General features: G+C 70.1%; 22 protein-coding genes. 8 read left to right on the top strand and 14 right to left on the bottom strand.

Annotated elements, in window-relative coordinates:
• Positions 1-95: 95 nt before the first annotated feature.
• Both ACGF0J_RS07310 and ACGF0J_RS07305 read right to left on the bottom strand, forming a co-directional pair.
• A complete protein-coding gene (locus ACGF0J_RS07310; RefSeq protein ID WP_393142899.1) occupies positions 96-620 on the bottom strand; it encodes an SAM-dependent methyltransferase in 525 nt (174 codons plus the stop codon).
• Positions 617-1,261 carry a TetR/AcrR family transcriptional regulator gene (locus tag ACGF0J_RS07305; RefSeq protein ID WP_393142897.1) on the bottom strand — a complete coding sequence of 215 codons (645 nt, stop codon included), beginning with the start codon at positions 1,259-1,261 and terminating at the stop codon, positions 617-619. The genes ACGF0J_RS07310 and ACGF0J_RS07305 overlap by 4 nt, the downstream gene beginning before the upstream one ends.
• A gap of 60 nt (positions 1,262-1,321) precedes the next feature.
• Between ACGF0J_RS07305 and ACGF0J_RS07300 the strand changes: the two genes are divergently transcribed.
• The 4 genes from ACGF0J_RS07300 to ACGF0J_RS07285 are packed head-to-tail and all read left to right on the top strand — an operon-like array spanning position 1,322 to position 4,141.
• Positions 1,322-1,612, top strand: coding sequence for an antibiotic biosynthesis monooxygenase (locus ACGF0J_RS07300; RefSeq protein ID WP_393142895.1), 291 nt, complete (start codon positions 1,322-1,324; stop codon positions 1,610-1,612).
• Between the two features lie 57 nt (positions 1,613-1,669).
• Positions 1,670-2,587: an ATP-binding cassette domain-containing protein gene (locus ACGF0J_RS07295; protein ID WP_393142893.1), complete on the top strand. Its 918-nt coding sequence runs from the start codon at positions 1,670-1,672 to the stop codon at positions 2,585-2,587.
• Positions 2,577-3,347, top strand: coding sequence for an ABC transporter permease (locus ACGF0J_RS07290; protein WP_393142891.1), 771 nt, complete (start codon positions 2,577-2,579; stop codon positions 3,345-3,347). The genes ACGF0J_RS07295 and ACGF0J_RS07290 overlap by 11 nt, the downstream gene beginning before the upstream one ends.
• Entirely contained in the window at positions 3,344-4,141 is a 798-nt protein-coding gene (locus ACGF0J_RS07285; protein WP_393142889.1) for an ABC transporter permease, read from the top strand. The genes ACGF0J_RS07290 and ACGF0J_RS07285 overlap by 4 nt, the downstream gene beginning before the upstream one ends.
• 180 nt (positions 4,142-4,321) lie before the next feature.
• Here the strand turns inward: ACGF0J_RS07285 and ACGF0J_RS07280 are convergent, their stop codons facing one another.
• Positions 4,322-5,521 (bottom strand): MFS transporter, encoded by a 1,200-nt coding sequence (locus ACGF0J_RS07280; protein WP_393142887.1) that lies wholly within the window; start codon positions 5,519-5,521, stop codon positions 4,322-4,324.
• A gap of 148 nt (positions 5,522-5,669) precedes the next feature.
• On the bottom strand, positions 5,670-6,833 hold the full coding sequence (locus ACGF0J_RS07275; protein ID WP_393142885.1) for a glycerophosphodiester phosphodiesterase: 1,164 nt from the start codon (positions 6,831-6,833) through the stop codon (positions 5,670-5,672).
• Between the two features lie 258 nt (positions 6,834-7,091).
• Here ACGF0J_RS07275 and ACGF0J_RS07270 point away from each other — a divergent pair, with 258 nt between their 5' ends.
• Positions 7,092-8,174, top strand: a complete 1,083-nt coding sequence (locus tag ACGF0J_RS07270) for a hypothetical protein (RefSeq protein WP_393142883.1) — start codon at positions 7,092-7,094, stop codon at positions 8,172-8,174.
• A gap of 94 nt (positions 8,175-8,268) precedes the next feature.
• Here ACGF0J_RS07270 and ACGF0J_RS07265 read toward each other — a convergent pair whose 3' ends face one another.
• Positions 8,269-8,730: a VOC family protein gene (locus tag ACGF0J_RS07265; RefSeq protein WP_393142881.1), complete on the bottom strand. Its 462-nt coding sequence runs from the start codon at positions 8,728-8,730 to the stop codon at positions 8,269-8,271.
• A 115-nt stretch (positions 8,731-8,845) separates the two neighbouring features.
• On the opposite strand from ACGF0J_RS07265, the gene ACGF0J_RS07260 reads away from it, so the two are divergent.
• Positions 8,846-9,448, top strand: coding sequence for a class I SAM-dependent methyltransferase (locus tag ACGF0J_RS07260; protein ID WP_393142879.1), 603 nt, complete (start codon positions 8,846-8,848; stop codon positions 9,446-9,448).
• Positions 9,449-9,625: 177 nt separating this feature from the next.
• Positions 9,626-10,498: a hypothetical protein gene (locus tag ACGF0J_RS07255; protein WP_393142877.1), complete on the top strand. Its 873-nt coding sequence runs from the start codon at positions 9,626-9,628 to the stop codon at positions 10,496-10,498.
• Between the two features lie 80 nt (positions 10,499-10,578).
• Here ACGF0J_RS07255 and ACGF0J_RS07250 read toward each other — a convergent pair whose 3' ends face one another.
• From ACGF0J_RS07250 to ACGF0J_RS07215, 8 genes are all read right to left on the bottom strand, one after another.
• The gene (locus ACGF0J_RS07250) at positions 10,579-11,640 is read right to left on the bottom strand and encodes an ABC transporter permease (protein WP_393142875.1); all 1,062 of its coding nucleotides are present in this window, start codon (positions 11,638-11,640) and stop codon (positions 10,579-10,581) included.
• Positions 11,633-13,159, bottom strand: coding sequence for a sugar ABC transporter ATP-binding protein (locus tag ACGF0J_RS07245; RefSeq protein WP_393142873.1), 1,527 nt, complete (start codon positions 13,157-13,159; stop codon positions 11,633-11,635). Before ACGF0J_RS07245 ends, ACGF0J_RS07250 begins: the two co-directional genes overlap by 8 nt.
• Before the next feature lie 41 nt (positions 13,160-13,200).
• Positions 13,201-14,391, bottom strand: a complete 1,191-nt coding sequence (locus ACGF0J_RS07240) for a sugar ABC transporter substrate-binding protein (protein WP_393142871.1) — start codon at positions 14,389-14,391, stop codon at positions 13,201-13,203.
• A gap of 61 nt (positions 14,392-14,452) precedes the next feature.
• Positions 14,453-15,868 carry an amidase gene (locus tag ACGF0J_RS07235; protein WP_393142869.1) on the bottom strand — a complete coding sequence of 472 codons (1,416 nt, stop codon included), beginning with the start codon at positions 15,866-15,868 and terminating at the stop codon, positions 14,453-14,455.
• 8 nt (positions 15,869-15,876) lie between these two features.
• Positions 15,877-17,106: an FAD-dependent oxidoreductase gene (locus tag ACGF0J_RS07230; protein ID WP_393142867.1), complete on the bottom strand. Its 1,230-nt coding sequence runs from the start codon at positions 17,104-17,106 to the stop codon at positions 15,877-15,879.
• Positions 17,107-17,126: 20 nt separating this feature from the next.
• Positions 17,127-17,873, bottom strand: a complete 747-nt coding sequence (locus tag ACGF0J_RS07225) for a maleylpyruvate isomerase N-terminal domain-containing protein (protein WP_393142865.1) — start codon at positions 17,871-17,873, stop codon at positions 17,127-17,129.
• A complete protein-coding gene (locus tag ACGF0J_RS07220) occupies positions 17,870-18,697 on the bottom strand; it encodes a fumarylacetoacetate hydrolase family protein (RefSeq protein WP_393142863.1) in 828 nt (275 codons plus the stop codon). Before ACGF0J_RS07220 ends, ACGF0J_RS07225 begins: the two co-directional genes overlap by 4 nt.
• The gene (locus tag ACGF0J_RS07215) at positions 18,694-19,815 is read right to left on the bottom strand and encodes a cupin domain-containing protein (RefSeq protein ID WP_393143892.1); all 1,122 of its coding nucleotides are present in this window, start codon (positions 19,813-19,815) and stop codon (positions 18,694-18,696) included. Before ACGF0J_RS07215 ends, ACGF0J_RS07220 begins: the two co-directional genes overlap by 4 nt.
• 49 nt (positions 19,816-19,864) lie before the next feature.
• Between ACGF0J_RS07215 and ACGF0J_RS07210 the strand changes: the two genes are divergently transcribed.
• Positions 19,865-20,674: an IclR family transcriptional regulator gene (locus ACGF0J_RS07210; RefSeq protein ID WP_393142861.1), complete on the top strand. Its 810-nt coding sequence runs from the start codon at positions 19,865-19,867 to the stop codon at positions 20,672-20,674.
• 135 nt (positions 20,675-20,809) lie between these two features.
• Here the strand turns inward: ACGF0J_RS07210 and ACGF0J_RS07205 are convergent, their stop codons facing one another.
• Positions 20,810-21,925 carry an NAD(P)/FAD-dependent oxidoreductase gene (locus ACGF0J_RS07205; RefSeq protein ID WP_393142859.1) on the bottom strand — a complete coding sequence of 372 codons (1,116 nt, stop codon included), beginning with the start codon at positions 21,923-21,925 and terminating at the stop codon, positions 20,810-20,812.
• Positions 21,926-21,954 lie beyond the last annotated feature (29 nt).

The raw sequence follows: 21,954 nt of genomic DNA, 5'->3' as shown, positions 1-21,954 counted from the left end.
ATCACGGTGCTGATCACGGTGCTGATCGTGGTGATGAAGCGGCGCGGCTCCGCGCGCAGGCCAGGCGGGTCGTCGAGCGGGATCTGTGAACCACCTCACAGCGCGCGCCTGCCCGGCGCCCCGGCACAGTCCGCGCCGGCCGCCGACCGCGATGTCACGTAGTACTCCTTCATGAGGCGGGTCGCCCAGCCGGGCTGCCGGACCGGATCGAGCGGCGCGAACTCGACCAGGTAGGGCTTGATGTCCAGCACGGGGGTGCCGTCCAGCGCGTCGAGGTCGGCCACGTGCAGGTCGCGGCCGTGGACGGCGATCAGCCGGCAGACCGAGACCCCGAGCCGGTTGGGCCGGTACGGGCCGCGGTGGGCGAAGACCCCCACGGGCGGGCCGTCGGGATTCCCGCGCGGCGGTCGCGGCTGGACCCGCACGTCCCGCTCGTCGATCCGATCGAACCGGAACACGATCTCCACATGGGAGAACTCCGGCAGTCCCTGCAGCGCCGAGGGCTCGAAGCGGTCGTCCAGCCGGATCACGGCCCTGGTGCCGTACCAGTGGTCCTCGTACATCTCAGGCCGTCCGCCGATGACGTGGGCGACGGGGCGGAGCCGGACGTCGTCCGTCATGAGGCTCCTTCCGGGGAGCAGAGCCGGGCGCCGAGGGTCTCGCCGGCCCACCGTTCCCAGCGCTCACGTGACCAGCCGCGCTCCCGTACGAACAGCAGGTACAGCTCGGGGCTGAGCAGGCCGTACAGCAGGTCGGCCGCCTCCTCCACCGGCGTCTCGGCCCGTGCCCCGGGTTTGCCTGCCAGCGTCTCGGCCGCTCGCCGGTGGACGACGTAGCGGGGATCGACGTCGTGCGGCCACAGGGCGGCGACCTCGGGGTCGCTCGCGACCGCAGCCTCCAGGACCTTGCCGATCGGCGCGACCCGTTCCAGGACCGAGGTGGTGCCGGCGACGTAGGCGCGCACCATCTCCTGGGCGGTGCCCGCGGCCAGCGCCGCCGCGTACCACGGCCGGTCCATCGTGGCCACCGGCTCGTCGTCGCCCACGATCGTGACGTCGACCAGTTCCTTGAGCAGGGCGCGTTTGTTGCCGAAGACGAAGTAGATCGTCTGCACCGCGACTCCGGCCTTGTCGGCGACGTCCTGAAGGTTCGTCGCGCCGTATCCGTCCCGCACGAACAGCTCCGACGCCGCCGCGAGGATGCGCCGGCGCGTCTCCTTCGCCTTCTCGGCCCGCTTGCCCGTCCGCTTGACATCACTCATGGCTAGAGTCTATCTCTAGATTCGTTCACTAGAAGTCAACTCTAGAGAGAAGGTCCAGCCATGGCCGTCATCAGCGTCACCCGATTCCAGGCCGAACCCGCCGACGCCGAGCAGGTTCGGGCCCGGCACGCCGCCCTGGTCACCGCGATCAGGGCGGCGCAGCCCGGCCTCACCGAGGCGCGGCTCGGCCGGCTGGACGACGGCACATGGATCGGCGTCTGGCGGTGGGACTCGGCCGCCGACCTGGGGGCCGCCCGCCAGGCGGCGTCCGGCACCCCCGCGGCCGTCGCGGCGTTCGCCGTGGCCCGCGACGTCATGGCGGAGGACATCGAGGTCCTGGACGAGCTCTGACCGCCCGCCCCGGCTCCACGACCGGAAGCCGGGGCTCCCCCGAACCAAGGACATGACATGATCGAGATTGACGCGTTGACCAAGGTCTACGGCTCGGCGCAGGTCCGGGCGGTCGACGAGGTGTCGCTGCACATCCCCGCCGGGACGGTCTTCGGCTTCCTCGGACCCAACGGCGCCGGCAAGACCACCACCATCAAGATGCTGGCCGGCCTGCTCGCCCCCACCTCGGGCCAGGTCCGGCTGGGCGGCTTCGACGTCGCCCGGCAGCGCTCGGCCGCGATGGCGCAGTTCGGCGCCGTGCTGGAAGGCTCGCGCAACGTCTACTGGAGCCTGTCGGCCTGGCAGAACCTGATGTACTTCGGCCGGCTCAAGGGCCTGCGCAAGGCCCAGGTCGCGGAGCGTGCCGAGGTTCTGCTGACCGACCTGGGGCTGTGGGAGCGCCGCGCCGACAAGGTCGGCCGCTTCTCGCGCGGCATGCAGCAGAAGGTCGCGATCGCCGCCGCGCTGATCGCCGACCCGCCGATCGTGCTGCTGGACGAGCCGACACTGGGCCTCGACGTGGAGGCCACCCGCACCGTCAAGGACTGGATCAGCGAGCAGGCGCGCGAGCTCGGCACCACCGTCCTGATCACCACCCATCAGCTCGACGTGGCCCAGGAGCTGTGCGGGCGGGTGGCCGTCATGCGCCGGGGACGGCTGGTGGCCGACCTGCCCACGCAGCAACTGCTGGCGGGCTTCCGCGAGCGCGACCGGTACGAGATCCGCGTCGAGGGGACGGCGCCGCCCGGGTTCGACGCTGTCACCCGCGACGGCGTCGCCGTGATCAGCGTGCGGGTCGGCGACCCGCACGAGGTGTACGAGGTGATCGAGCGTCTGCGCGCGCGGGGGGCCGTCCTGGAGTCACTGACCCAGGTGCAGCCCGACCTGGAGGACGTGTTCCTCGCCCTGGTGAACGAGACGTCCCATGCTGCTTGACGTCCTGGGCGCCGAGATCGGCAAGGGCCTGCGCGTCCAGCTGGCCCACCCCGTCGGACACGTCGTCACGCTGGCGATCAGCACCATGATGTACCTCGGCCTGCAGTTCGTGCTGGGCCAGGGCGAGCTGCGCCAGGATCTGCTGCCGCAGACGCTGGTCGCGATCGGCGGCTACTGGTTTTTGCAGTACGCCGCTCTGGTGATGGTGGCCGACCTGATCGAGGAGAAACGCGCGGGAACCTTCGCCCAGGCGCAGTTGTCCCCGGCGCCGCCATGGCTGCCGATGCTCGGCCGGCTCATCACCGCCTCGCTGTTCGGCCTGGCGGTGGCCGCGGTCGCCGCGCTCGTCCCCATGCTGGCGGCCGGGATCGCGATCCCGCTGCGCTGGGCGGCGCTGGTGCCCGCACTGCTGCTCGGGGTGAACGCGCTGGCCTTCACGTTCCTGCTGGCGGCCCTCGCGCTGGTCTCGCCGATGATCGGTGCGCTGCAGTCGCTGCTCACCTCGCTGGTGCTGCTGCTGAACGGCTCGTTCCTGCCGCTCGCGTTCTATCCGGACTGGCTGGCCGTCCTGGCCAGAGTCCTGCCCACCACGCTGGGCGTCGAGGCGCTCACCCTGACGCTGTTCCGCAGCCGGACCCTGGCCGACCTCTGGAGCGGCGGCACCCTGCCCTGGCTGCTCGCCCACACCCTCGCCCTCGCCGCCGCCGGCGGCCTGCTGTTCGTCCGCAACCACCGCCGGGCCCTGCAGGAGACGTCATGATGTTCGTCCGCGGTTTCGCCGCAGAGGTCGGCAAGGGCCTGCTCAACCTCGCGGCCGGCTGGCGCGAGGTCCTCATCCAGATGATCACGTTCCCGGTGTTCTACCTGCTCGTCGTGCTGTTCATGGGACGCGGGCAACTGCGCTCGGAACTGCTGCTGCCGGTGCTGCTCGGCATGGTGGCGCTGACCTTCGTGCACGAGCAGGTCAACCGGGTGTTCTGGAGCTACCTGGGCGACATCCAGTCCGGTGTCCTGGAACAGACCTACCTGACCCCGCTGCCCTCGGCCGCGCTCATCCTCGGCCGCCAGGTCGCCGCCGCGATCTCCGCCCTGCCCACCGCGCTGGCCGTCCTGGCCACCGGCGCCGCCGCCGTCGCCCTCCAGGGTGGGCGGCCGCCCCTGGACGCGCAGGTGATCGTGCCGCTGGCCGCCATCGCGCTGGGCACCTGCGGGCTGGCTCTCGTCCTGTGCGGGCTGACCCTGGTGTTCAGCCGCATCGAGATCATCACACAGCTGTCCGTGGCCCTCTACGCCATCGCCGGCGGCACGCTGGTTCCCCTGTCCGCCATGCCGGACGTCGTCGCCTTCCTCAGCCGGCTGGTGGTTCCCATCGCGCCCGGCATCGAGGCGATGCGCGACATCCTGCTCGGCGGGCATTCGCTGGCCGACCTCCCGACCGGCTGGGGCCTCGGGTGGCTGCTGGTCCAGCCGCTGCTCATCACCACCGCCGGGGTGGTCCTGTTCCACCGGCTCGAACACCTCGCCCGACACCGCGGCAGCCTCGGCCGTTACTGAGGGACCCACGGACGTGCCCGGGTCCACGGGTGTGTCTTGTTCCCGTATCTCATGGTGAGGTCGTTGACTTCGCCGCCGGGTGTGGCCTCCGTTGTCGGGCGTCCATCGCCGCCTGGCGCCCGGGCTGCTCCGCGACGCCGCGGCGAAGACGCACGAGCGGAAGCCGCCGAGCGGGACCGCTCAGCACCGGCCCCGGATGCCGATCGCGGCCACGAGCGCGAACACCCCGACCCCGGCCAGGGCCGCGGCCGCGCCCGCGGGCCCCACGTCGAAGAGCCGGCCGATCACCAGGTCTCCGGCGAAGGCGAACATGCCGCCGCAGAAGGCCAGGACGCCGTAGTACGCGCCGAACCGCCCTGGTGGAGCATGACGGGCGGCGCGCTGGAAGATCGACGGCTGGACCAGCCCGTTCGCCGCGCCGTTGAGGACCGCCGCGAGCATCAGCAGGCCCGGCTGCGTGCCGTCCAGCGTGGCGAGCACGAAGAACGCCGCCGCCGCGCACAGCAGGCCCGAGCGCAGCACCCAGGGACGCTCACCCCGCCGGCCGGCGGCCACGAAGGGCTGGGCCGCCGCTGCGACCGCGGCCAGGACGCAGAAGCACAGGGTCGCCGCCGCGGGAGTGAACCCGAGCAGCGGCACGGCCGTCATGATGTGGTTGGCGAGCAGCGTCGAGGGAGCGACCGTCAACGCGAAGAGGAGGAACACCCGGTCGCTCAGGACCGCCCGCACGCCCGTGAGGATGTCCCGGAAACGCAGCCCCGCCGGCCTCTCCCCGCGCGCGGGCACGAGGAGGAACAGGGCGCCCGCGACCGTCCACAGGGCGGCGGCCAGCCCCGCCACGATCACGAAGCCGGCCTCCAGCGACAGGAGGGCGAGTCCCAGCGGCGGGCCGGCGATCGTCGCGAGATGCTGGGTCGTGACGTAGGCGGCGAAGCCGCCGGACCGGCGGGCCGAGCCGACGCCGGCCAGCAGGCTCTGCATCGCGGGGTGGCACAACGCGCCGCCCGCGGCCAGGAGGACGGCCGCGCACAGCAGCACGCCCACGCCCTCCGCGGCTCCGAGCAGGACGAAGCCGAGGACCCGGAGAACGCAGCCGATCACCCCGGCACGGCGCGCGCCGAGCAGGTCCGTGACCGCGCCGACCGGGAGATGGAGCGCGTACTGCAGACCGATCCGCACCCCGAGGATCAACCCGACCGTGCCCGCCGACAGGCCGAGGTCGTGTCGCAGATGCGCGACCAGATGCGCCATCACCGAGAAGAAGCCCAGGCAGATGGCGGCCTGGATCGCGACCACCGTCACGATCACCCGGCGACCGGCCGGGTCCCGGGCCGGATCGGGCAGCACGGGGGCGGACGGGGTGGGCACGGCGACAGTCACCGGACAGAGCACACCACAGCGGCATCCGGCGGGTCCAATACGGAGATGAGACAGATCCGATAGGCAAACGCGTATCGAACCAGGCCCCGGCTCCGGCGCGGGAGCGGGCTCCGGCGCGGGAGCGGTGGTGGTGCGGGAGGCTCGTCGCCTACTCCTGGCCCTCCTCGGGCAGGCCGTTGTCGAACTGCTGCGGCTGAACATGCTTGCCCGGCTTGCCCGGCTTGCCGCGCTCGGCCCTGGCCAGGGCGGCGGCGTCGGGGTAGTCGGTGACGAAGGCGTCCACGCCCAGGTCCAGGTGCATGCGGTACTCCGACAGCGCGTCACCGTGGTCGGAGGGAGCCTGGCCGCGGCGCAGTTGCAGGGGCAGGTACTGGTTCTCGCTGCGGAAGGTGTACACGCCGATCTTCAGTCCGGCCCGGTGCGCGTCGGACACCAGCGTCGTCGGGGTGCCCGAGCTGCCGTCCGGGTTGACCGGGATGGCCGACGACTTGTCCGGCCCGATCCACTGGGCGTACTCGGCGATCCTCGCCAGCCCTTCGGGCTTCATCATGTCCGCGTAGGTCGTCGGGTCGCCGGCCGCCTTCAGGTCGTACGGCTGGCCGGTGGTGCCCAGCGCCTGCCACAGCGGCACGCGCAGTTCCTTGGCCACCCGCTTCAGGCTGGACGGCTCGAACGACTGCACCACCACCGGGCCGTTCGGCCGGTCGAGCCCGTTCTGCTTGACGGTCCTGATCAGCGGCTCCTCCAGCGGCAGCCCGATCGACCTGAAATACGTCGGATGCTTGGTCTCGGGAAAGACGCCGACCTGCCTGCCGTACTGTCGCGAGAGCCGCTTGGCCAGGCCGAGCACCTCCTCGAACGTGAGCACCTGGTAGTGGCCGTTGTAGACGGTGTTGCGCTGGCGGATCGCGGGCAGCCGCTCGACGGCGCGCAGCGTCTTCAGCTCGGCCAGCGTGAAGTCCTCGGTGAACCACCCGGTGACGTTGCGCCCGTCGACGACCTTGGTGGTCCTGCGGGCGGCGAACTCGGGGCGCAGCGACACGTCGGTGGTGCCGGAGATCTCGTTCTCGTGCCGGACGACCAGCACGTGGTCCTTGGTCGGCACCAGGTCCGGCTCGATCCAGTCGGCGCCCATGGCGACGGCCATCTCGTAACTCCCCTGCGTGTGCTCGGGGCGGTGCCCGGCTGCGCCGCGGTGGCCGACGATGACGACCTTGGACCGGTCGGAGGCGGGCTCGGCCGCCGCTGAGGCCGTGCCGGCCCCGCCGAGGGGAACGAGGACGGCCAGGGTGGTGGCTGCGATCTTTCGCACGTGAGACTCCCTGCGGTGTCCGCGCCGGCGACTCTCACCGGTGATCACCGCGGCGATTATGGTAGGGACCGAAATCCGCTTATAGACCAATAGCAGCGAAATTCCCGGTGACCGGCGTCTTCCTTCCTCGCTCGCCCCCGCCCTCCCCGCCGGAGCGGGCCACGCAGGCGCCGCCCCGACGTGGCCGCCGTGAACGTCCACCCGACCGATCTTCACAAGTCGTGCGCACCCGGCGCAGGATGGTCTACGGTCCCACCCATGAATGATCAACGAGTCCTGCGCACCTTCCCCGACCCGGACGGCGAGGCCGTCCACGCCCTCGCCCCCCTCGTCCTGGACGGCGCTCCGGCGGTGATCGGCAAACACGGCGACGGCGCCCTGTGGACCTGCGACCTGACCACGGGTGAACGCGTCGCACGCCCCATCGATCTCGACGACGCCGCGCCGGAACATCCGGTCCCCGACGCCGAAGGAAACGTCTGGGACCACGACGCGGACGACGAGGAGGAGACGGGCGAGGCGGATGCGTACGAGGTGGTCTCCCAGCTCACCGCGGCGGTCCTCGACGGCCGGCCGGTGATCGTGACCGGCGGCGGCCGATTCGACCTGACCTCCCTGCTCGGCGAGGACTACCTGGGCGGCGCCGTCCGCTGCTGGGACGTGGCCACCGGCGAGAAGATCGGCGGCACCGTGACCGGGCACGGCCTCGGGGTGACCGCCCTGACCGTTCTCCCCTCCGAACGCGGGCCGCTGGCGCTCAGCAGCAGCGAGGAGGGTGTGCTGCTCGTCTCGGCGCTCGCCTCCGGCGAGCGCGTCGCGGAGATCCGGGGCAGCTACAACGGCGTGATGAGCGCCGCCGTGGTGGAGGGGCGTCCGCTGGCCGTCACCGGCGGTCACGACCCCCACGTCGAGGTGTGGGACGCCCTCACCGGGCAGTCCGTGGGCGGCCCGCTGCGGACCGGCGGTCACGTCTTCTCCCTCGCGGTGACCGAGATCTCCGGCCGCGCGGTGTTCCTCACCGGCGGTGACGACAACCTGCTGCGAATCTGGGACCTGGCCAGCGGCCGGCAGGTCGGGGAGCCGTTGTTCGGACATGCCGATGCCATCCGGGCCATCACCCCGACCCGGCTCGGCGGACGTCCGCTCGCCGTCACCGAGGCCGGCGAGGAACCGTCCCGGATCTGGGACCTCACCCGAGCCGAACAGCTCGGCAGGGTGCCGGCCGTCCCCGGCGAGGGAGCTCCGACAGCCATGACCGTCACCGAGATCGACGGCGAGCCCGTCGTCGTGACCGGTCATGACGACGGAACCCTCCGCATCTGGAACGTCGCGGCCGGGTGACGGCCCCGCGCCGTGCGCGAGCCGTCACCCGCGGGACGTCACCGCAGAGGCGGTCACCCGCTGGGACGTCACCGCGACGGCGAACGCGCCCTCGTCAGTCCAGGCAGAACTCGTTGCCCTCAGGATCGGCCATCACGATGAAGCCGGCGCTCATCGGGAGGTCGGGCTCGTCGCGGCGTACCCGCGTCGCTCCCAGCGCGACGAGCCGGTCGCACTCGGCCTCCAGCGCCGCCATCCGCTCCTCTCCCCGCAGTCCGGGAGCCGCACGGACGTCGAGATGGACGCGGTTCTTTGCGACCTTGCCCTCCGGCACCCGCTGGAAGAACAGCCGCGGGCCGTGCCCATCCGGGTCCTCGACGGCCGACCTGGCGTTGCGCTGATCCTCCGGTACGCCGGCCCGCGCGAGGAAGTCGTCCCAGGCGGCCAGCGGGTCGGCGCCCTCGGGCAGGTCGATCCCGGGCGGGCCGGGATGGACGTAGCCGAGCACGTCGCGCCAGAAGGACGACAGTGCCCGCGGGTCGTGGGCGTCGAAGGTGATCTGGACGTGGCGGCTCATCGCGTTCCTCCGTCGGTGGCGGATCTCGTGTGCGGGTAGCGGTTACTCAGGCACCCGGTCAGCCACCCGTCCGTTGTCTCTGACAGGGTCCTGCCCCGTCCGGCAATATGATCACATGACAGCGAGGAACGGCAGGCGATGGAACCACAACATCCATTACCACCGACGCATCCTGGACGCCGTGCCCCGGGACGCCCGGCGTGCTCTCGACGTCGGTTGCGGCGAGGGCATGCTCGCCCGCGAACTCCGGCGGACCGTGCCGCACGTCACCGGCATCGACCTCGACGCCCCCAGCATCGACGAGGCCCGCGAGCATCCGGATGACGTCCACTACATCGTCGGCGACTTCCTCACCCACCCCTTCGAACCCGCCTCGTTCGACGTCATCACGTCGGTGGCCACCCTGCACCACCTCGACGCCGCCGCCGGGCTGGCCCGCATGCGCGACCTGCTGCGCCCCGGCGGCGTCCTCGCCGTCGTCGGCCTGGCCCGCAGCGTCATGCCCGACGACCTGCCGCGCGACCTGGCCGGGGCCGTCGCCGGCACCCTCCACCGCGCCGTGAAGGGCCACTGGCGCCACCCGTCCCCCACGGTGTGGCCCCCACCGCTGACATACACGCAGATGCGAGCCCTGGCCGCGGAGCTCCTGCCCGGCTCCGAATACCGCCGTCATCTCCTGTTGCGCTACACCATCCTCTGGCGCAAGCCGCGGCACTGAACCGGATCCGCCGGGCCGAGCGGCCGGCTCGGCGAGGACACGCCCGTGCGACGATCGCGACGACACGGGAACAAGGGTTCGCCTCGTGCACGGTTCGCACACAAGTGCGATATAATGCCGTGATCTTGAACTGGCAGGATCTCCTCGCGTTCACCAGAGAAACGAGAGGAATCCTTCATGAAACGCATCGTCACCGGCCTCGCCTTAGCGACGGCCGCGACGCTCGTCACGGCCGGCCCCGCGCAGGCCGCCGCGCCGAAGAACCCCGTCGTCGCGGTCAAGAAGCAGATGGTGGCCGGCAAGGGGGTCACATTCGCCGAGCGTGTCACGGTCTTCGAGGGCCGGGAGCGGGCGGTCTTCCTGCGCCGCACCGGCACCTACCAGTTCAAGTCCTCGGGGATCGCCGCCTCGGACATCACCGCCAAGTTCAACATCAAGGCCAGTGACCTGGGTGAGGACGCCGACTCCGAGGTCGGCAAGATGCTCACCACGCCGGAGCGCAGCATCACGGTGGGCAGGACGTCCTACCTGTCCGGCGGCATCTGGGACAGCATCATGACCGAGGGTGAGACCTGGTACAAGGTCGACGGGCCGGTGCACGGCGGTTTCACCGCCGTGTACGGCCAGCCGCTGAACGTCGTCGGCGAGCCCGCCACGCTGAAGACCCTGCTGAAGGGCGCCAAGCCCGCGGCGGGCGGCTACACGGGCAGGATCACGCTGGGCGAGCTGCGCAAGGTCTCGCCGTGGTTCAAGGCGAGCATGCTGGGACAGCGCGCGAAGGCGAAGACGGCGAAGAGCGTCCTCAGCTGGAAGCTGACCGTGGACGCCAAGGGCCTGCCCACGCGCCTGGTCACCACCTTGCCGGCCGCGGCGCTGGGCATGAGCGGCGCCAAGGACGAGGGCTTCAGCATCGACACCCGCTACAGCGGCTGGGGCGCCAAGGTCTCCATCAAGGCGCCGTCCGCGGACGAGGTGGCCACGGACCTCAAGAAGGGCGCGGAGCTGCCGACCGACCTTCAGGAGATCCCGCTGGGCTCCATCGTGCAGTGACCCATCCGGGCGATGCCCTCCCGCCTCAGCGGCGGGGGCGTCGCCCTCCTTCCACGCCGAACTGCGCGCGACGGCGCGGATCACAGCTGGGCGGCGCCCGGCCCAGGGCGGGCACGACCGATGCCCGCCACTCCCACGGCAAGGAGAAGCGCGGCGCCGTTGAACACCGGACTCATCCAGGCCGGAGCGCCCGCCAGGGTAAGGCCGCTGATGCTGACGGCGACGAAGAGGACCCCTATGACGGTCCCCGGCACGGACGGTCGTCCCCGGTCGATGACGATCGTGCTGAGGAACACCGCGGTCAGCGCCGGGAACAGCATGTTCATGCCGTTGTCCGAGGTCGCCGAGCCTTGCCGCGCGAGGAGCAGCACTCCGGCCACGCCTGAGACGAGGCCCGACATCGCGAAGGCGAGGAACTTGATCCTGGCCACGTTGAGGCCGACCAACCGGGCGGCGCTCGCGTTCGAGCCCACGGCGAACAGGTGCCTGCCCAAGGGTGTGTGGTTCATCACGAACCAGACCACCAGGGCGATGAACGCAGCCGCGACCACGATCCGAGGAACGCCGAACCAAACCAGTGAGCCCAGGTCCGTGACAGCGGCGGGTATGTCCTTACTGATCTGCAGGCCGTTCGTGTAGGCGAAGATGGCGCCGCCGAGCAGGGTGGCCATGCCGAGCGTGGCGATGAACGGGTTCATCGCGAATCGCGCCACCAAGATGCCGAGAATGGAGCCGATGAGCGCTCCGGCCGCCGTGGCCAGCAGGAGGGCGACAGGCAGCGGCAGGCCGTAGTGCGACACCGAGGCGGCCGCGACGACCGACGACAGCGCCGTGACGGCGCCGACGGAGAAGTCGAAGCAGCCGGCCGCCATGGGAAACAGCAGTGCCAGGGCGACCGTGAGTCCCACCGCCTGGCTGGCCAGGACCGCCTGGACGTTGGCCATGCTCCGGAAAGCCTCACCGGATGACGGAAGGGCGGCGAAGAACACGACGATACCGAGGAGCAGCAGCAGGAGCCCGTATCTTTCCAAGATCCCGGGCCGGGAGCGGCCATGACCCGTCACCGCGGGCGGCGGCGACCCCCGGTGCGGGGCCGTCAGCGCGTCCGGTGCCGCGTCGAGGTTCGGCGAGGCGTCAGGCACGTTCCGAATCCTTTCCATCGATCTGGGTCAGTTGCGAGATGCTCGCCGCGGTGATCTGCCGGCCGGCGAGCTCAGCGACGTACGAACCATCACGGATGACGATCACGCGATGGCAGAGCTGCTCCAGCTCCTCGAAGTCCGACGACACCACAAGGGCCGCGTTGCCCTTCGCCACGTGGTCCCTGACCACGTGGTGGATGTCCGCTCGCGCCATCGCATCGACGCCCTGGGTGGGTTCGTCCAACAGGAGCAGGCGTGGATTGAGGCGTAGCCACCTGGCCATCACGGCCTTCTGCTGATTTCCTCCGGAAAGAACACCGAAAGGAGCATCGGGTGATGCCGCGCGGACGGCGAACTCGCTGATGAGCCGTGCCGCGTCCCGGCGTTCGGCGTTGCGGGCCATCCGCCAGCCGGCCCAGTACTCCTTGATGACGGTGGCGGAGACGTTCTCCCACAGTGGGAGATCACCGAATGCCGCGTCCTGGCCTCGATCCTCCGGCACCAGAGCGATACCGCGGCGGATGGCGTCCAAGGGCGAACGGTGGACGACCCGCATGCCGCCCATCTCGATCCTGCCGCGTTCGGCCCGTGTATGCCCGAAGATGGCCCGCAGCAGCGTGGAGCGCCCGGAACCCAGCAGCCCCGCGATGCCGACGATCTCCTGTTCCCGCACGCGAAGGCTGACGTCGCGCACAGGGCCGGCAGCGAGCCCGTCGATCTCCAGGACGGTGCGGCCGAAGGTCGTGTGCCGTGCGGTCGCGCCCGGCGCCGATCTCGCGCGCCCGGCCATGAGCGTGACGACGGCGGTCGCGTCGACGTCGGCGGCCGCTGTGTCCGCGACGAGGGCGCCGTCGCGGAGCACCGAGATCCGGTCGGCGATGCTCAGGACCTCTGTCAGACGATGGCTGACGTAGATGATGGTCTGGCCTCGGCTCTGGCATCGCCGGACCGCGTCGAGGAGGACACCCACCTCGTGCTGGGGGAGGCTCGCCGTGGGCTCATCCAGGACGAGCGTGATGTGACTGCCCTCCTCACCGTCGCGCAGCGCCCTGGCGATGGCGACGAGCGTCCTGTCGCTCGGTCGTAGATCTCGTACGAGGCTGCGCGGGTCCACCTCGACGTGTGCCCGGGAGAGATGCTCCCGTGTGGTGCTGTGCAGAGTCCTCCAGGAGATGGCCGTACCGGCTCGTCGCGGGTATCCCCCCTCCAGGGCGAAGTTCTCGCTGACGGTCAGATCCGGCACCAGGCCCAGGTCCTGGTGGACGAACCGTAGCCCGGCCTGGCGGGCAGTCGCCGCTGTGTAGGACCCGGCGGCGTACCTCCGGCCGTGAAGGAAGATTTCTCCACCCTGGTCGGCGTCATGGACGCCGGCCAGGATCTTCAGCGTGGTCGACTTGCCGGAGCCGTTCCCACCGAGGAGGGCATGCACGGACCCTTTCGCGATGCTGAGGTCCACGTTCCTGAGCACGTGCACGCCGTCGAAGGTCTTGCTGATGTTCGCCAGCCGGACAGCGGCCATCGCCGGGTCTGGTTCGTGGGGCGCGGACGATGTGGCCGCTCTCATCGCGAGGACCCGTCCCACAGCTTCCCGTAGAGGCTGACGAAGTCGACGGGGCCGAGATACTCGGTTCCCGGCGCCGGGAGGTTGCGCGTCTTGTCCACGATCTGCAGGCCGATACCGGAAGGGACGACGGGGTCGTCGTTGAAGACGCGGCTCAACGCGTCGACGGTCGCGTAGGCCCGGTAGGCGTTCGAGGCACCGAAGCAGAACTGCTGTCCCTTGTCCTCACGGATGTAGTCGAGATTGTCGATCTGGCATTCGTTGCCGATCACGAGCAGGTCCTTACGCGGGCTGGAGACCAGTGCGGGTTGGATGCCCGCCACGAAGAAGTGGTCCACGTCGACCGCGACGACGTTTGCCTTCGGCACCTGCAGGAGCGCGGTCTCGAACTTCTGCCGGATGTTGGGGACGTCGGCGGGTGCGATCTTCACCGTACTGACGATCTCGCAGCCGCCGCAGGCGGCCATGCCCTCCTGGAATCCCTTCGCCACGTATTCGCCGAACGCGATGCCGTGAAACGCGACGTGCAGGACTTTGGCCCTGCCCTGCGTCCTGGCGACGGCGACGTCCGCCCTCAACCGGCCGAGCCGGGTGTAGAAGTCAGCGAGTGTCGGCATGCTCGCGCTGTAGCTGGCTGGAGCGTGAAAGAGCGGGGTACCGCCGTCCTGCGTCGGGTCGTCGCAGTCGAAGCCGCTGAACGAGGCGATCTTCACGCCGGCCTTCCGGGCTTCCACGAGCGCCTGCCGTACCGGGGCGCAGTCGACGGAAACGAGGACGATGCCGTCTGCCCCGGCCGCTGTGGCTTGGCGGACACAGGTGGACATGCCTCCGTTGACGTTGTTCAGTCCATCGCACACCCGTGCCTTCCAGCCGATCGTGGTGGCCGCCGCGACGAGCTGTTCCGCCTGGTAGGCGAGGGCTCGGACCTGCTGCCACGCTGTGATCACCCAGATGTCCTTGCCCGCGACGGGCTTCGGTCCGGACGTCGGCGGATCCGTGTAGTCGCCGGTGTAGCCGGCTTCGACGGCTTTGGCGGCTGCCGCAACGGCTTCGGTGGAGGTTCCGGTCGAGGACCGGTTCTCGCCCGTGGACGTCGACCCGCATGCGGTCAGGGCGAGGAGGGCCGCGACGAGCAGGACGCTGAGGAGTGAGGAGGAATGGTTGCGGGGATTGTTGACCATTTCGATCATCCCTTGATCTGGCCACGCTCTCCGGGGAGAGCACGGTGGTGCGGAGGTGAGGAGGGCGGGATCAGGAGCGGTAGCGGGACGGGATGGCGCTGGGCCAGCCGACTTCGGTCTCCAAGGCACTTGCCAGGCGGATGAGCGTGGCTTCGTCGAAGGGAGCGCCGATGAGCTGGACCCCGATGGGGAGCCCGGTCGAAGAGGTGTGCACCGGCAGGCTGATGGCCGGCAGGCCGGTGACGCTCGCGACCGCTGTGAAGGAGACCATCGCCAGCGCGCTCGGCTGAGCGCTTTCGACGTGCTTGTTGGCGTCCTCCAGGACGGCGCCACGGTGTGGCGGCCGGCACGCCATGGTGGGTGTGAGCAGAACGTCGAAGTCGCGTCGCCATTGCGCGACCACTCGACGTGATTCGCTCTGGAGCAGCGCTACCGCCTGCACGTACTGGCCGGCGCTCGTGGCGTGAGCCCGCTCCCATCTGTACCGGTTGTAGGGCTCCGCGAGTTCCGGGTGGTCGAACGGGTGGACGTAGAGGGAGGCAGGGATGATCGTCTCCACGTATGCCCGAGCGGCTTGCGGGCTGAGCAGCCAAGGGGATACGGGATAGACGTCATGCCCGAGCTCTTCGAGCAGCCCGGCCGCGTTGAGCGCGGCATCGGCGCACTCCTGGTCGACCGGCAAGCCCGTGGGCGCGTCGAGCAGGACGCCGATGCGCACCCGTCCAGCTTCGCGGTGGACCTCGTGGGCGAAGGGCCGCTCGGGAGGGGGTGCCTGGAACCAGCCGTGCGGGTCGGGGGCGCAGACGGCATCGAGCGTCGTGGCCAGATCGGCGACGTACCGGGTGATGACACCTTCGGTGGTGCAGTACTCCCACCAGGACTGGATGCGTTGTGGGATCCGGGCACGGCTGGGTTTGAGGCCGACCAGTCCGCAAGCCGACGCGGGCATCCGCAGCGATCCGCCACCGTCGTTGCCATGAGCCAGGGGCGCCATGCCCGACGCGACGGCGGCCGCGGCGCCGCCGCTCGAACCTGCGGGTGAGCGGCTGAGGTCCCACGGGTTCGCCGTCTCCCCGTAGCGGGCGTTCTCGGTCACCGGCAAGGTGCCCATCTCCGGGGTGTTGGACCTCCCCATGAGGATGAAGCCGGCGTCGAGGAACCTGTCGACGATCAGCTCGTTCTCGGCTCGCGGGGCCTCGGAGACGGCCGCCGACCCCATGGTGTTCGGCTGCCCGGCAACGGAGGTCAAGTCCTTGACGGGGAGGGGGACCCCGTGGAAGGGGGCGAGGGGCTCCCCCGCCAGCACCGCCCGCTCGGCCTTCCGGGCGGCAGCCCTGACTTCCTCGTCGTTGCGCCAGACGATGGCGTTGAGCTCCCGGTTGAACCTGTCGATCCGGTCCAGGTAGACGGAGGCGACCTCAACCGGGCTGAGTTCACGCGAACGAATAGCGCGGGCGAGTTCCAGGGCGGAGGCGAAGGGGTCCATGGTTCCTCCTAATGCGGCGTCGTGCTGTGACTTTCGCCGTAGATCCAGTCGATGTGCCGGTAGTCGTCCAAGGGCCTTGTCGTCAGCAACTCGTTGCGCAGGAGCCGGGCGAGTCCGAAGGTGTGCCAGGTCTCTCCCCAGACGCGGGCGGCCCGCTGCAGGCGTGCGGTGCGTGGCGCCCGCGCGCGCTCGGTGGCCAGAAGCGCAGCAGGCCAGTCCACACTGGCACGGCCGCCCGGGACGGTGGAAGTATGCCGTCCGACCTGGTCGGTGAGGCTCTGGGCGTCCTCGATGGCTTGGCAGGCTCCCTGGGCGAGGTACTGGAGCATGGGATGCGCGGCGTCCCCGAGCAGGCCGAGCCGCCCGTCGGTCCAGCGATCCACTGGCGGCCGGTCGTACATCGGCCAGCAACGGTCGGTCCACAGGAAGGGCAGCCATTGCCGTACCTGCTCGCAGCAGTGGGCGAAAGCCTGGTCCAGCGCCGGGAACCCGTCACCGTCGTTCTCGCCCGAGAGGGGGGCGGAGGTCTGGATGACCGCCACCTGGTTGATCAGCTCTCGCCGGCGTAGCGGATACTGCACCAGGTGACAGCCCGGTCCTATCCACGCCACGACCGCATCCACATCGGCGTGCCCGCTGACCGTGTCCGCGGGCACGACGCCGCGATAGGCGACGTAACCGGAGTCGACGGGTTCGTCGCCGATGAGATCGGCGCGCAGGACCGACCTGAGTCCGTCCATCCCCAGGACGACCGAACTCTCGTACACCGCGCCGTCGGCGCAGTAGGTGCGCGCGGTGTCACCCGAGGCGTCCACCCGTTCGACGTCACGGCCGGTCTCGAACGTGACACCGGCCGCTTGGCACGCCTCGATGAGGATTCTGTGCAGGTCGCTGCGATGAACCACGACGTAAGGGGCGTGATAGCGCTCGCGGAAGGCGTCGCCGAGCTCCAGTCGTGTCAGTTCGTCGCCGGTGACGGCATCTCGCAGCACGATCCGGCTGGGCAGCACGCCGGCGGCGACGACCTGAGGCAGGATCCCCCAGCGGGCGAGCGACCGGGTGGCATTGGGAGCGAGTTGCAGTCCCGCCCCGACCTCCCCGAACTCCGGGGCGCGTTCGAGCACGTGAACGGCGTTTCCGTGCTGGGCGAGCGCGAGGGCCGTCGCCAGTCCACCGATGCCCCCTCCCACGATGAGAACCTCGTGTTCTGTCGTCCTGGGCGCTGACTCGTGTCTCATGGTGGTGTTCCTGTCTGTCATCACAGCCACCGCCCGAGATCGAGCTCCGGACCGCCGTCATGCGTGATGTCACGGCTGCTGCGACCGGACAGCGCGGCGAAGAGCGCGGCCGTGGACCCGCTCAGGGTCACTGGTCGCTGCCCGTCGATCGGGACCTGCCAGGTACGAGCCCGGTCCAGGGGTTGCAGTACGAGGGCCGGCTGCCGGCCACTACGCCGGCGGCCGTCCAGCAGGTCGGTCATGAGGGCGTCCAGCAGTGGTGCTGGGAAGCTGTCGAAGGGCATGCCGCGGTCGAGGTCGACGGCATGTACCCAGACCTCTCGGACACGCAGCCAGAGGACCTCGACCGCCGGGACCGTTCGCCCTCGGGCGGTGATGACCTCCACGTCCTGCCAGTGTCCGGGCGGCATCGTCCGGATGGCGTCCGCCAGGCGGGCGCCGGAGGTCGCGACGAGGTCCCGCAGCGCTGCGGCGTCAAGTCGCGCTCCGGCAGCGATCTCACGATCCCGGGCCGCGCTGTCGGGATACATGCGCTGCTCCACCCCTGTCCGCGCCCAGGTCAGCAAACGTTCGAGGGCTTGAGCGTTGTATCCGACATGAGCCGCCACATGGGCACGACTCCATCCGGGCAGCAGGCTGGGGGCTCTCAGGTCCTCGGCGTCCAGCGGCGCGAGGAGTCGGTCGAACAGCGTGGTGCCCCGCCACAGCCACTCCCGCCACAGGGCCGCAGGGACCTTCGTGACCGTCGCGTCCTTCGTGCCGGTCATGACGAGGCCCGCGCGACGTTGGTCATCTCGCCGATTCCCGTGATCCTGGTGGTGACCCTGACGCCGTCGCGCAGGTATCGGGGCGGCTCATGCGCATGCCCGACACCGCCGGGGGTGCCGGTCGCGATGACGTCACCGGGGCTGAGGGGCAGGATCGCCGAGATGTAGCACACGAGGTCGACGGCTTTGAACAGCAGGTCGGCGGTACTGGCTCGCTGGACGATCTCACCGTCGAGCTCCGCGGCGAGTTCCAGCCCGCTGTCCGGATCGAGTTCGTCGGCCGTGACGAGCACCGGCCCGAAAGGAGCGGTCCTTTCGAACGTCTTCCCCTGAAGCCATTGGGTCGACCGATACTGCCAGTCCCTGGCGGTGACGTCGTTGAGCACCGAGTAGCCGGCTATGGCAGCGGCGGCCATGCCCTCGTCGGCGTGCCTGACGTGATCGCCGATGACCACGGCCAGCTCCGCTTCCCAGTCCATGGCGGCGGACCGGGACGGCAGAAGGATGTCGTCGGCCGCCCCGATGAGCGCTTCTGGGTACTTGGCGAACAGAGTCGGGTACTGCGGCAGCGCGCGCCCCATCTCCGTGATGTGCGAGCGGTAGTTCAGCCCGACGCACAGGATCTTGCCCGGTCGGGGGATCACCGGGGCGTAGTCGGCGCCGGCGAGACCGAGACGGTGACCTGGCGTCGAGCGTGCCCGCTCTCGCCAGTCCGGCATCGCGAGCAGGGCGCCGACGTCGGGCATGCCCAGGTCTACGGCACTGTCCCCTTCCACGCGGACCGCGGCGGTACGTACGCCGAGACGCAGTGTCGCGAGCCTCATGCCCCCTCCTCGTAGCGAGCGTGGTGGAGACTCAGCGCCTCGAAGATCGGTACATCGCTGAAGGAGAACAGGTCGAGCTCCGTGTCCGCGGTGACGGCGAAGCTGACCCAGGACGGCACCACGATCAGGTCACCGCGTCGCACGCGCCTTTCGGTGCCGTCGAGCGTCACATGCCCTTCGCCGTCGAAGACCTGCCAGATGGTGGACCCGACCTCGCGCCTCGGTGCGGTGCCGGCGCCGGCGAGGAAGCGGTGGAACTCGGCGCGGATCGTCGGCATCACATCACCGCCGGTGGTGGGGTTGACGTACCGTACGGCGGCATGGCCCTGACCGGCCGTCGCGGGATACCCTTCGGCCTCCAACGCCAGTTGCTCCTTGAGAGCACGATCCGTGTGCTCCCAGCGGTAGGCGGCGATCGGCGAGTGCGGGTACGTCCCGAGCCCGGAGACGGGGCGCAGTCCGGGGTGGGCCCACAATCGTTCGGAGCGCGACACCGGCGGGGTCGGCGTCTGGGTCACCTTCTCGGGCCCGAATTCGAAGAAACCGGTGTCGTTGTGGTGCGCGAAGGGGATGTCCAGGCCGTCGAGCCACACCATCGGCTCGTCGGACACGTTCCGATGACCGTGGAACCGCCATCCGGGGGTGAGGACGAAGTCTCCCCGTCGCATCGCGACCGGGTCGCCGTCCACGACCGTCCAGACGCCCTCGCCTTCGAGTACGAACCGGAAGGCGTTCTGCGTGTGGCGGTGCTCCGGGGCGTCCTCGCGTGGTCCGAGATACTGGATCGCCGCCCACAATGTCGCGGTGGCGTAGGGCTGACCGCCCAGCCCCGGGTTCGCCAGTGCGATCGCGCGCCTTTCGCCGCCCCTGCCGACCGGGACCAGTTCCCCCGCCTCGCGGGCCAGCGCGTACAGCGTCGCCCACTCCCAGATGTGCGGTACCGCCTTCGGACTGGGCCGCATGGGCATCAGATCGTCACGTTGGGTCCACAGAGGGGTCAGCTGGCTCGCGGCGAAGCCGGCGTACAGCTGCTCGTGCTTCGAGGGATTCTGCTCGCCGCCCGCCGCGGAGGGCGCATCCTCTGGAAGATCGCCTAGCTGGGCGTATGTACTCGACATGGAGGACACGGTAAGACGCCAGTTCTGGATAGGCGTACATTATTCTTCTATGGAGAACAAGCCTCCCTATCCGCTGAACTCGGTGGACAACGCGCTGCGGCTGCTTCAGCTGCTTCGCGACCAGGACAGCCTGCGGGTCAGCGAAGCCGCCGAAGAGCTGGGAGTCGCCCGGTCGACCGCTCACCGGCTGCTGGCGATGCTGGTCTACCGGGGATTCGCCATCCGCGACGAGAGCCGCGGATACCTACCCGGACCGGCCCTGTCCGCCTCACGCATCCCCGCCGCTCCGCCACTGCGTCAGCTCCGACGGGCGCTGCTCCCGCATATGGACGCGCTGTGCGACAGGGTGGGTGAGACGGTCAACTTCGTCGTCCGGGTCGGGACGCAGACGCGGTTCCTCGCCACCGTCGAGTCTCCGCATGTCCTACGGGTGGGTGACCGGCAGGGCACCATACTGCCCGCACGGCTCTCGTCCGGCGGTCAGGCCCTGCTCGCCGGGCTGAGTGATGCCGAGCTGGCCGAGCTGTACCGGGCCGACGACGCGGAGGAGGCGGTCAGCGGGCGGCCGGGCCACCGGGCGGACAACTCCTCGAAGATGCAGGCTGCGGACTTCGAGCGCTTCCTCCATGCGCTCCGCGCCGTGCGTCGACGGGGTTACGCGCTCAACCTGGAGGCCACCGAACCTGGAATCTGCGCTGTGGGCATGTGCGTGACTGACGCGTCTGGTTCTGCCGTCGGAGCCTTGTCCATCGCCGTTCCCACATCCCGCTTCGCCAAGGAGCGGATCGTGGGCTTGGCGGCGGAGCTGCGCTTCACCGTCGCTCGCGCCAAGGACGATATCCAGCTCCTCGCTTCATGAGGTGACCGAGAGGGTCACCGCCGACAGCACAGCTTCACCGGAGCCACGTCGAGGACCTGGTCTCCCGTGGGTGGCTCCGGTGTGCGATGTCCGTGCTCGCAGGAGGCGGCGGACGTCGACGGTGTGATCTTCCCGTCAGCCGGAGACTCCGTTGCTCTGCCGGGCCGCCTGCCGGAGGATCTCGTGGGCGTCGTCGAGGGGCGGGTGGATGACGTCCAGGATGGTGTTCTTGAGGTCTTTGCCCTGCGAGCCGGTGAGCTGGACCTCGCGGTGCCAGCCGGTGGTGAAGACCGCTCCGGCGGCTCCGAGGTCGAGGCAGGTGACGTAGGGATCGGGGGCGAAGTCGACGAGGGGCAGCCCGAGGAGGTCGGCGGCGGCGTTGTGTCCGGCGGCCTTGCCCATGGGGGTGGCGAACTGGCAGCTCTGAATGGTGTGGTGGTCGAGATCCGCCGGAGCGGCGGCGACGTCGCCAGCGGCGAAGACGTCGTGGTGGGCGCGTAGCCGGGAATCGACCTTCAAGCGGCCGAGAGCGTCGCGTTCGGCCGGGATGTGGGCCGTCAGTGGGCTGGCCTGCATGCCGGCGGTCCAGATGACGACCTGGGCGGTGACAGTCCTGCCGTCCGCCAGGGTGACGCCGTCGGCGTGGACGGAGGCGACGGTGGCGTCAAGCCGGACGTCGATGCCCAGCTCCGTGAGAGCGGCCTCGATCACGGGACGCGGCCCGGGCCCGAGATCAGGAGCGACTGTCGCGGCTCGTTCGATGAGGACCACCTGTCCGCGGTCGGCCAGTTCGGTGGCTATCTCCAGGCCGGTGAAGCCGGATCCGATGACGACGGCGGTGAACGTCTGCAGGCCCCGCAGATGATCGGCGAGACGGGCGGCGCCGTCCACGGTGTCGATGTCGAACAGATGCTCCGCGCCGGGGATCTCCGCTCTGACGAGGTGACTGCCGGCGGCGAGCACGAGCCTGTCGTACGCGATCGAGCGGTCGTCGAGGTGGATCTGCCGCGTGGCCGTGTCGATGCCCGTCACCCGGGCCCGCAGGTGGCCGACGTCGATCGGATCCAGGAATCGCTTCAGCGGCACCCGGGACCATCCGGGATCGAGCCTGTGCAGGCGTGGCCGCAGCACCATGTCGTCGTCCGGCGCGACCAGCGTGATGCGCAGATCGCCTGCACCTCGTACGTTGGCGGCCGCGGCGGCGCTCCACAGTCCCGCGAAGCCGCCACCGACGATCACGAGTTCAGGCATGATTCTCTTCCTTTTCTCTGGTTCCTTCA

Origin of the sequence: Nonomuraea sp. NPDC047897, from assembly GCF_043204415.1 — a bacterium.
Lineage (GTDB): Bacteria > Actinomycetota > Actinomycetes > Streptosporangiales > Streptosporangiaceae > Nonomuraea.
The sequence above is the reverse complement of the archived record's forward strand: the minus strand, read 5'-3'. Positions and strand labels throughout refer to the sequence as shown.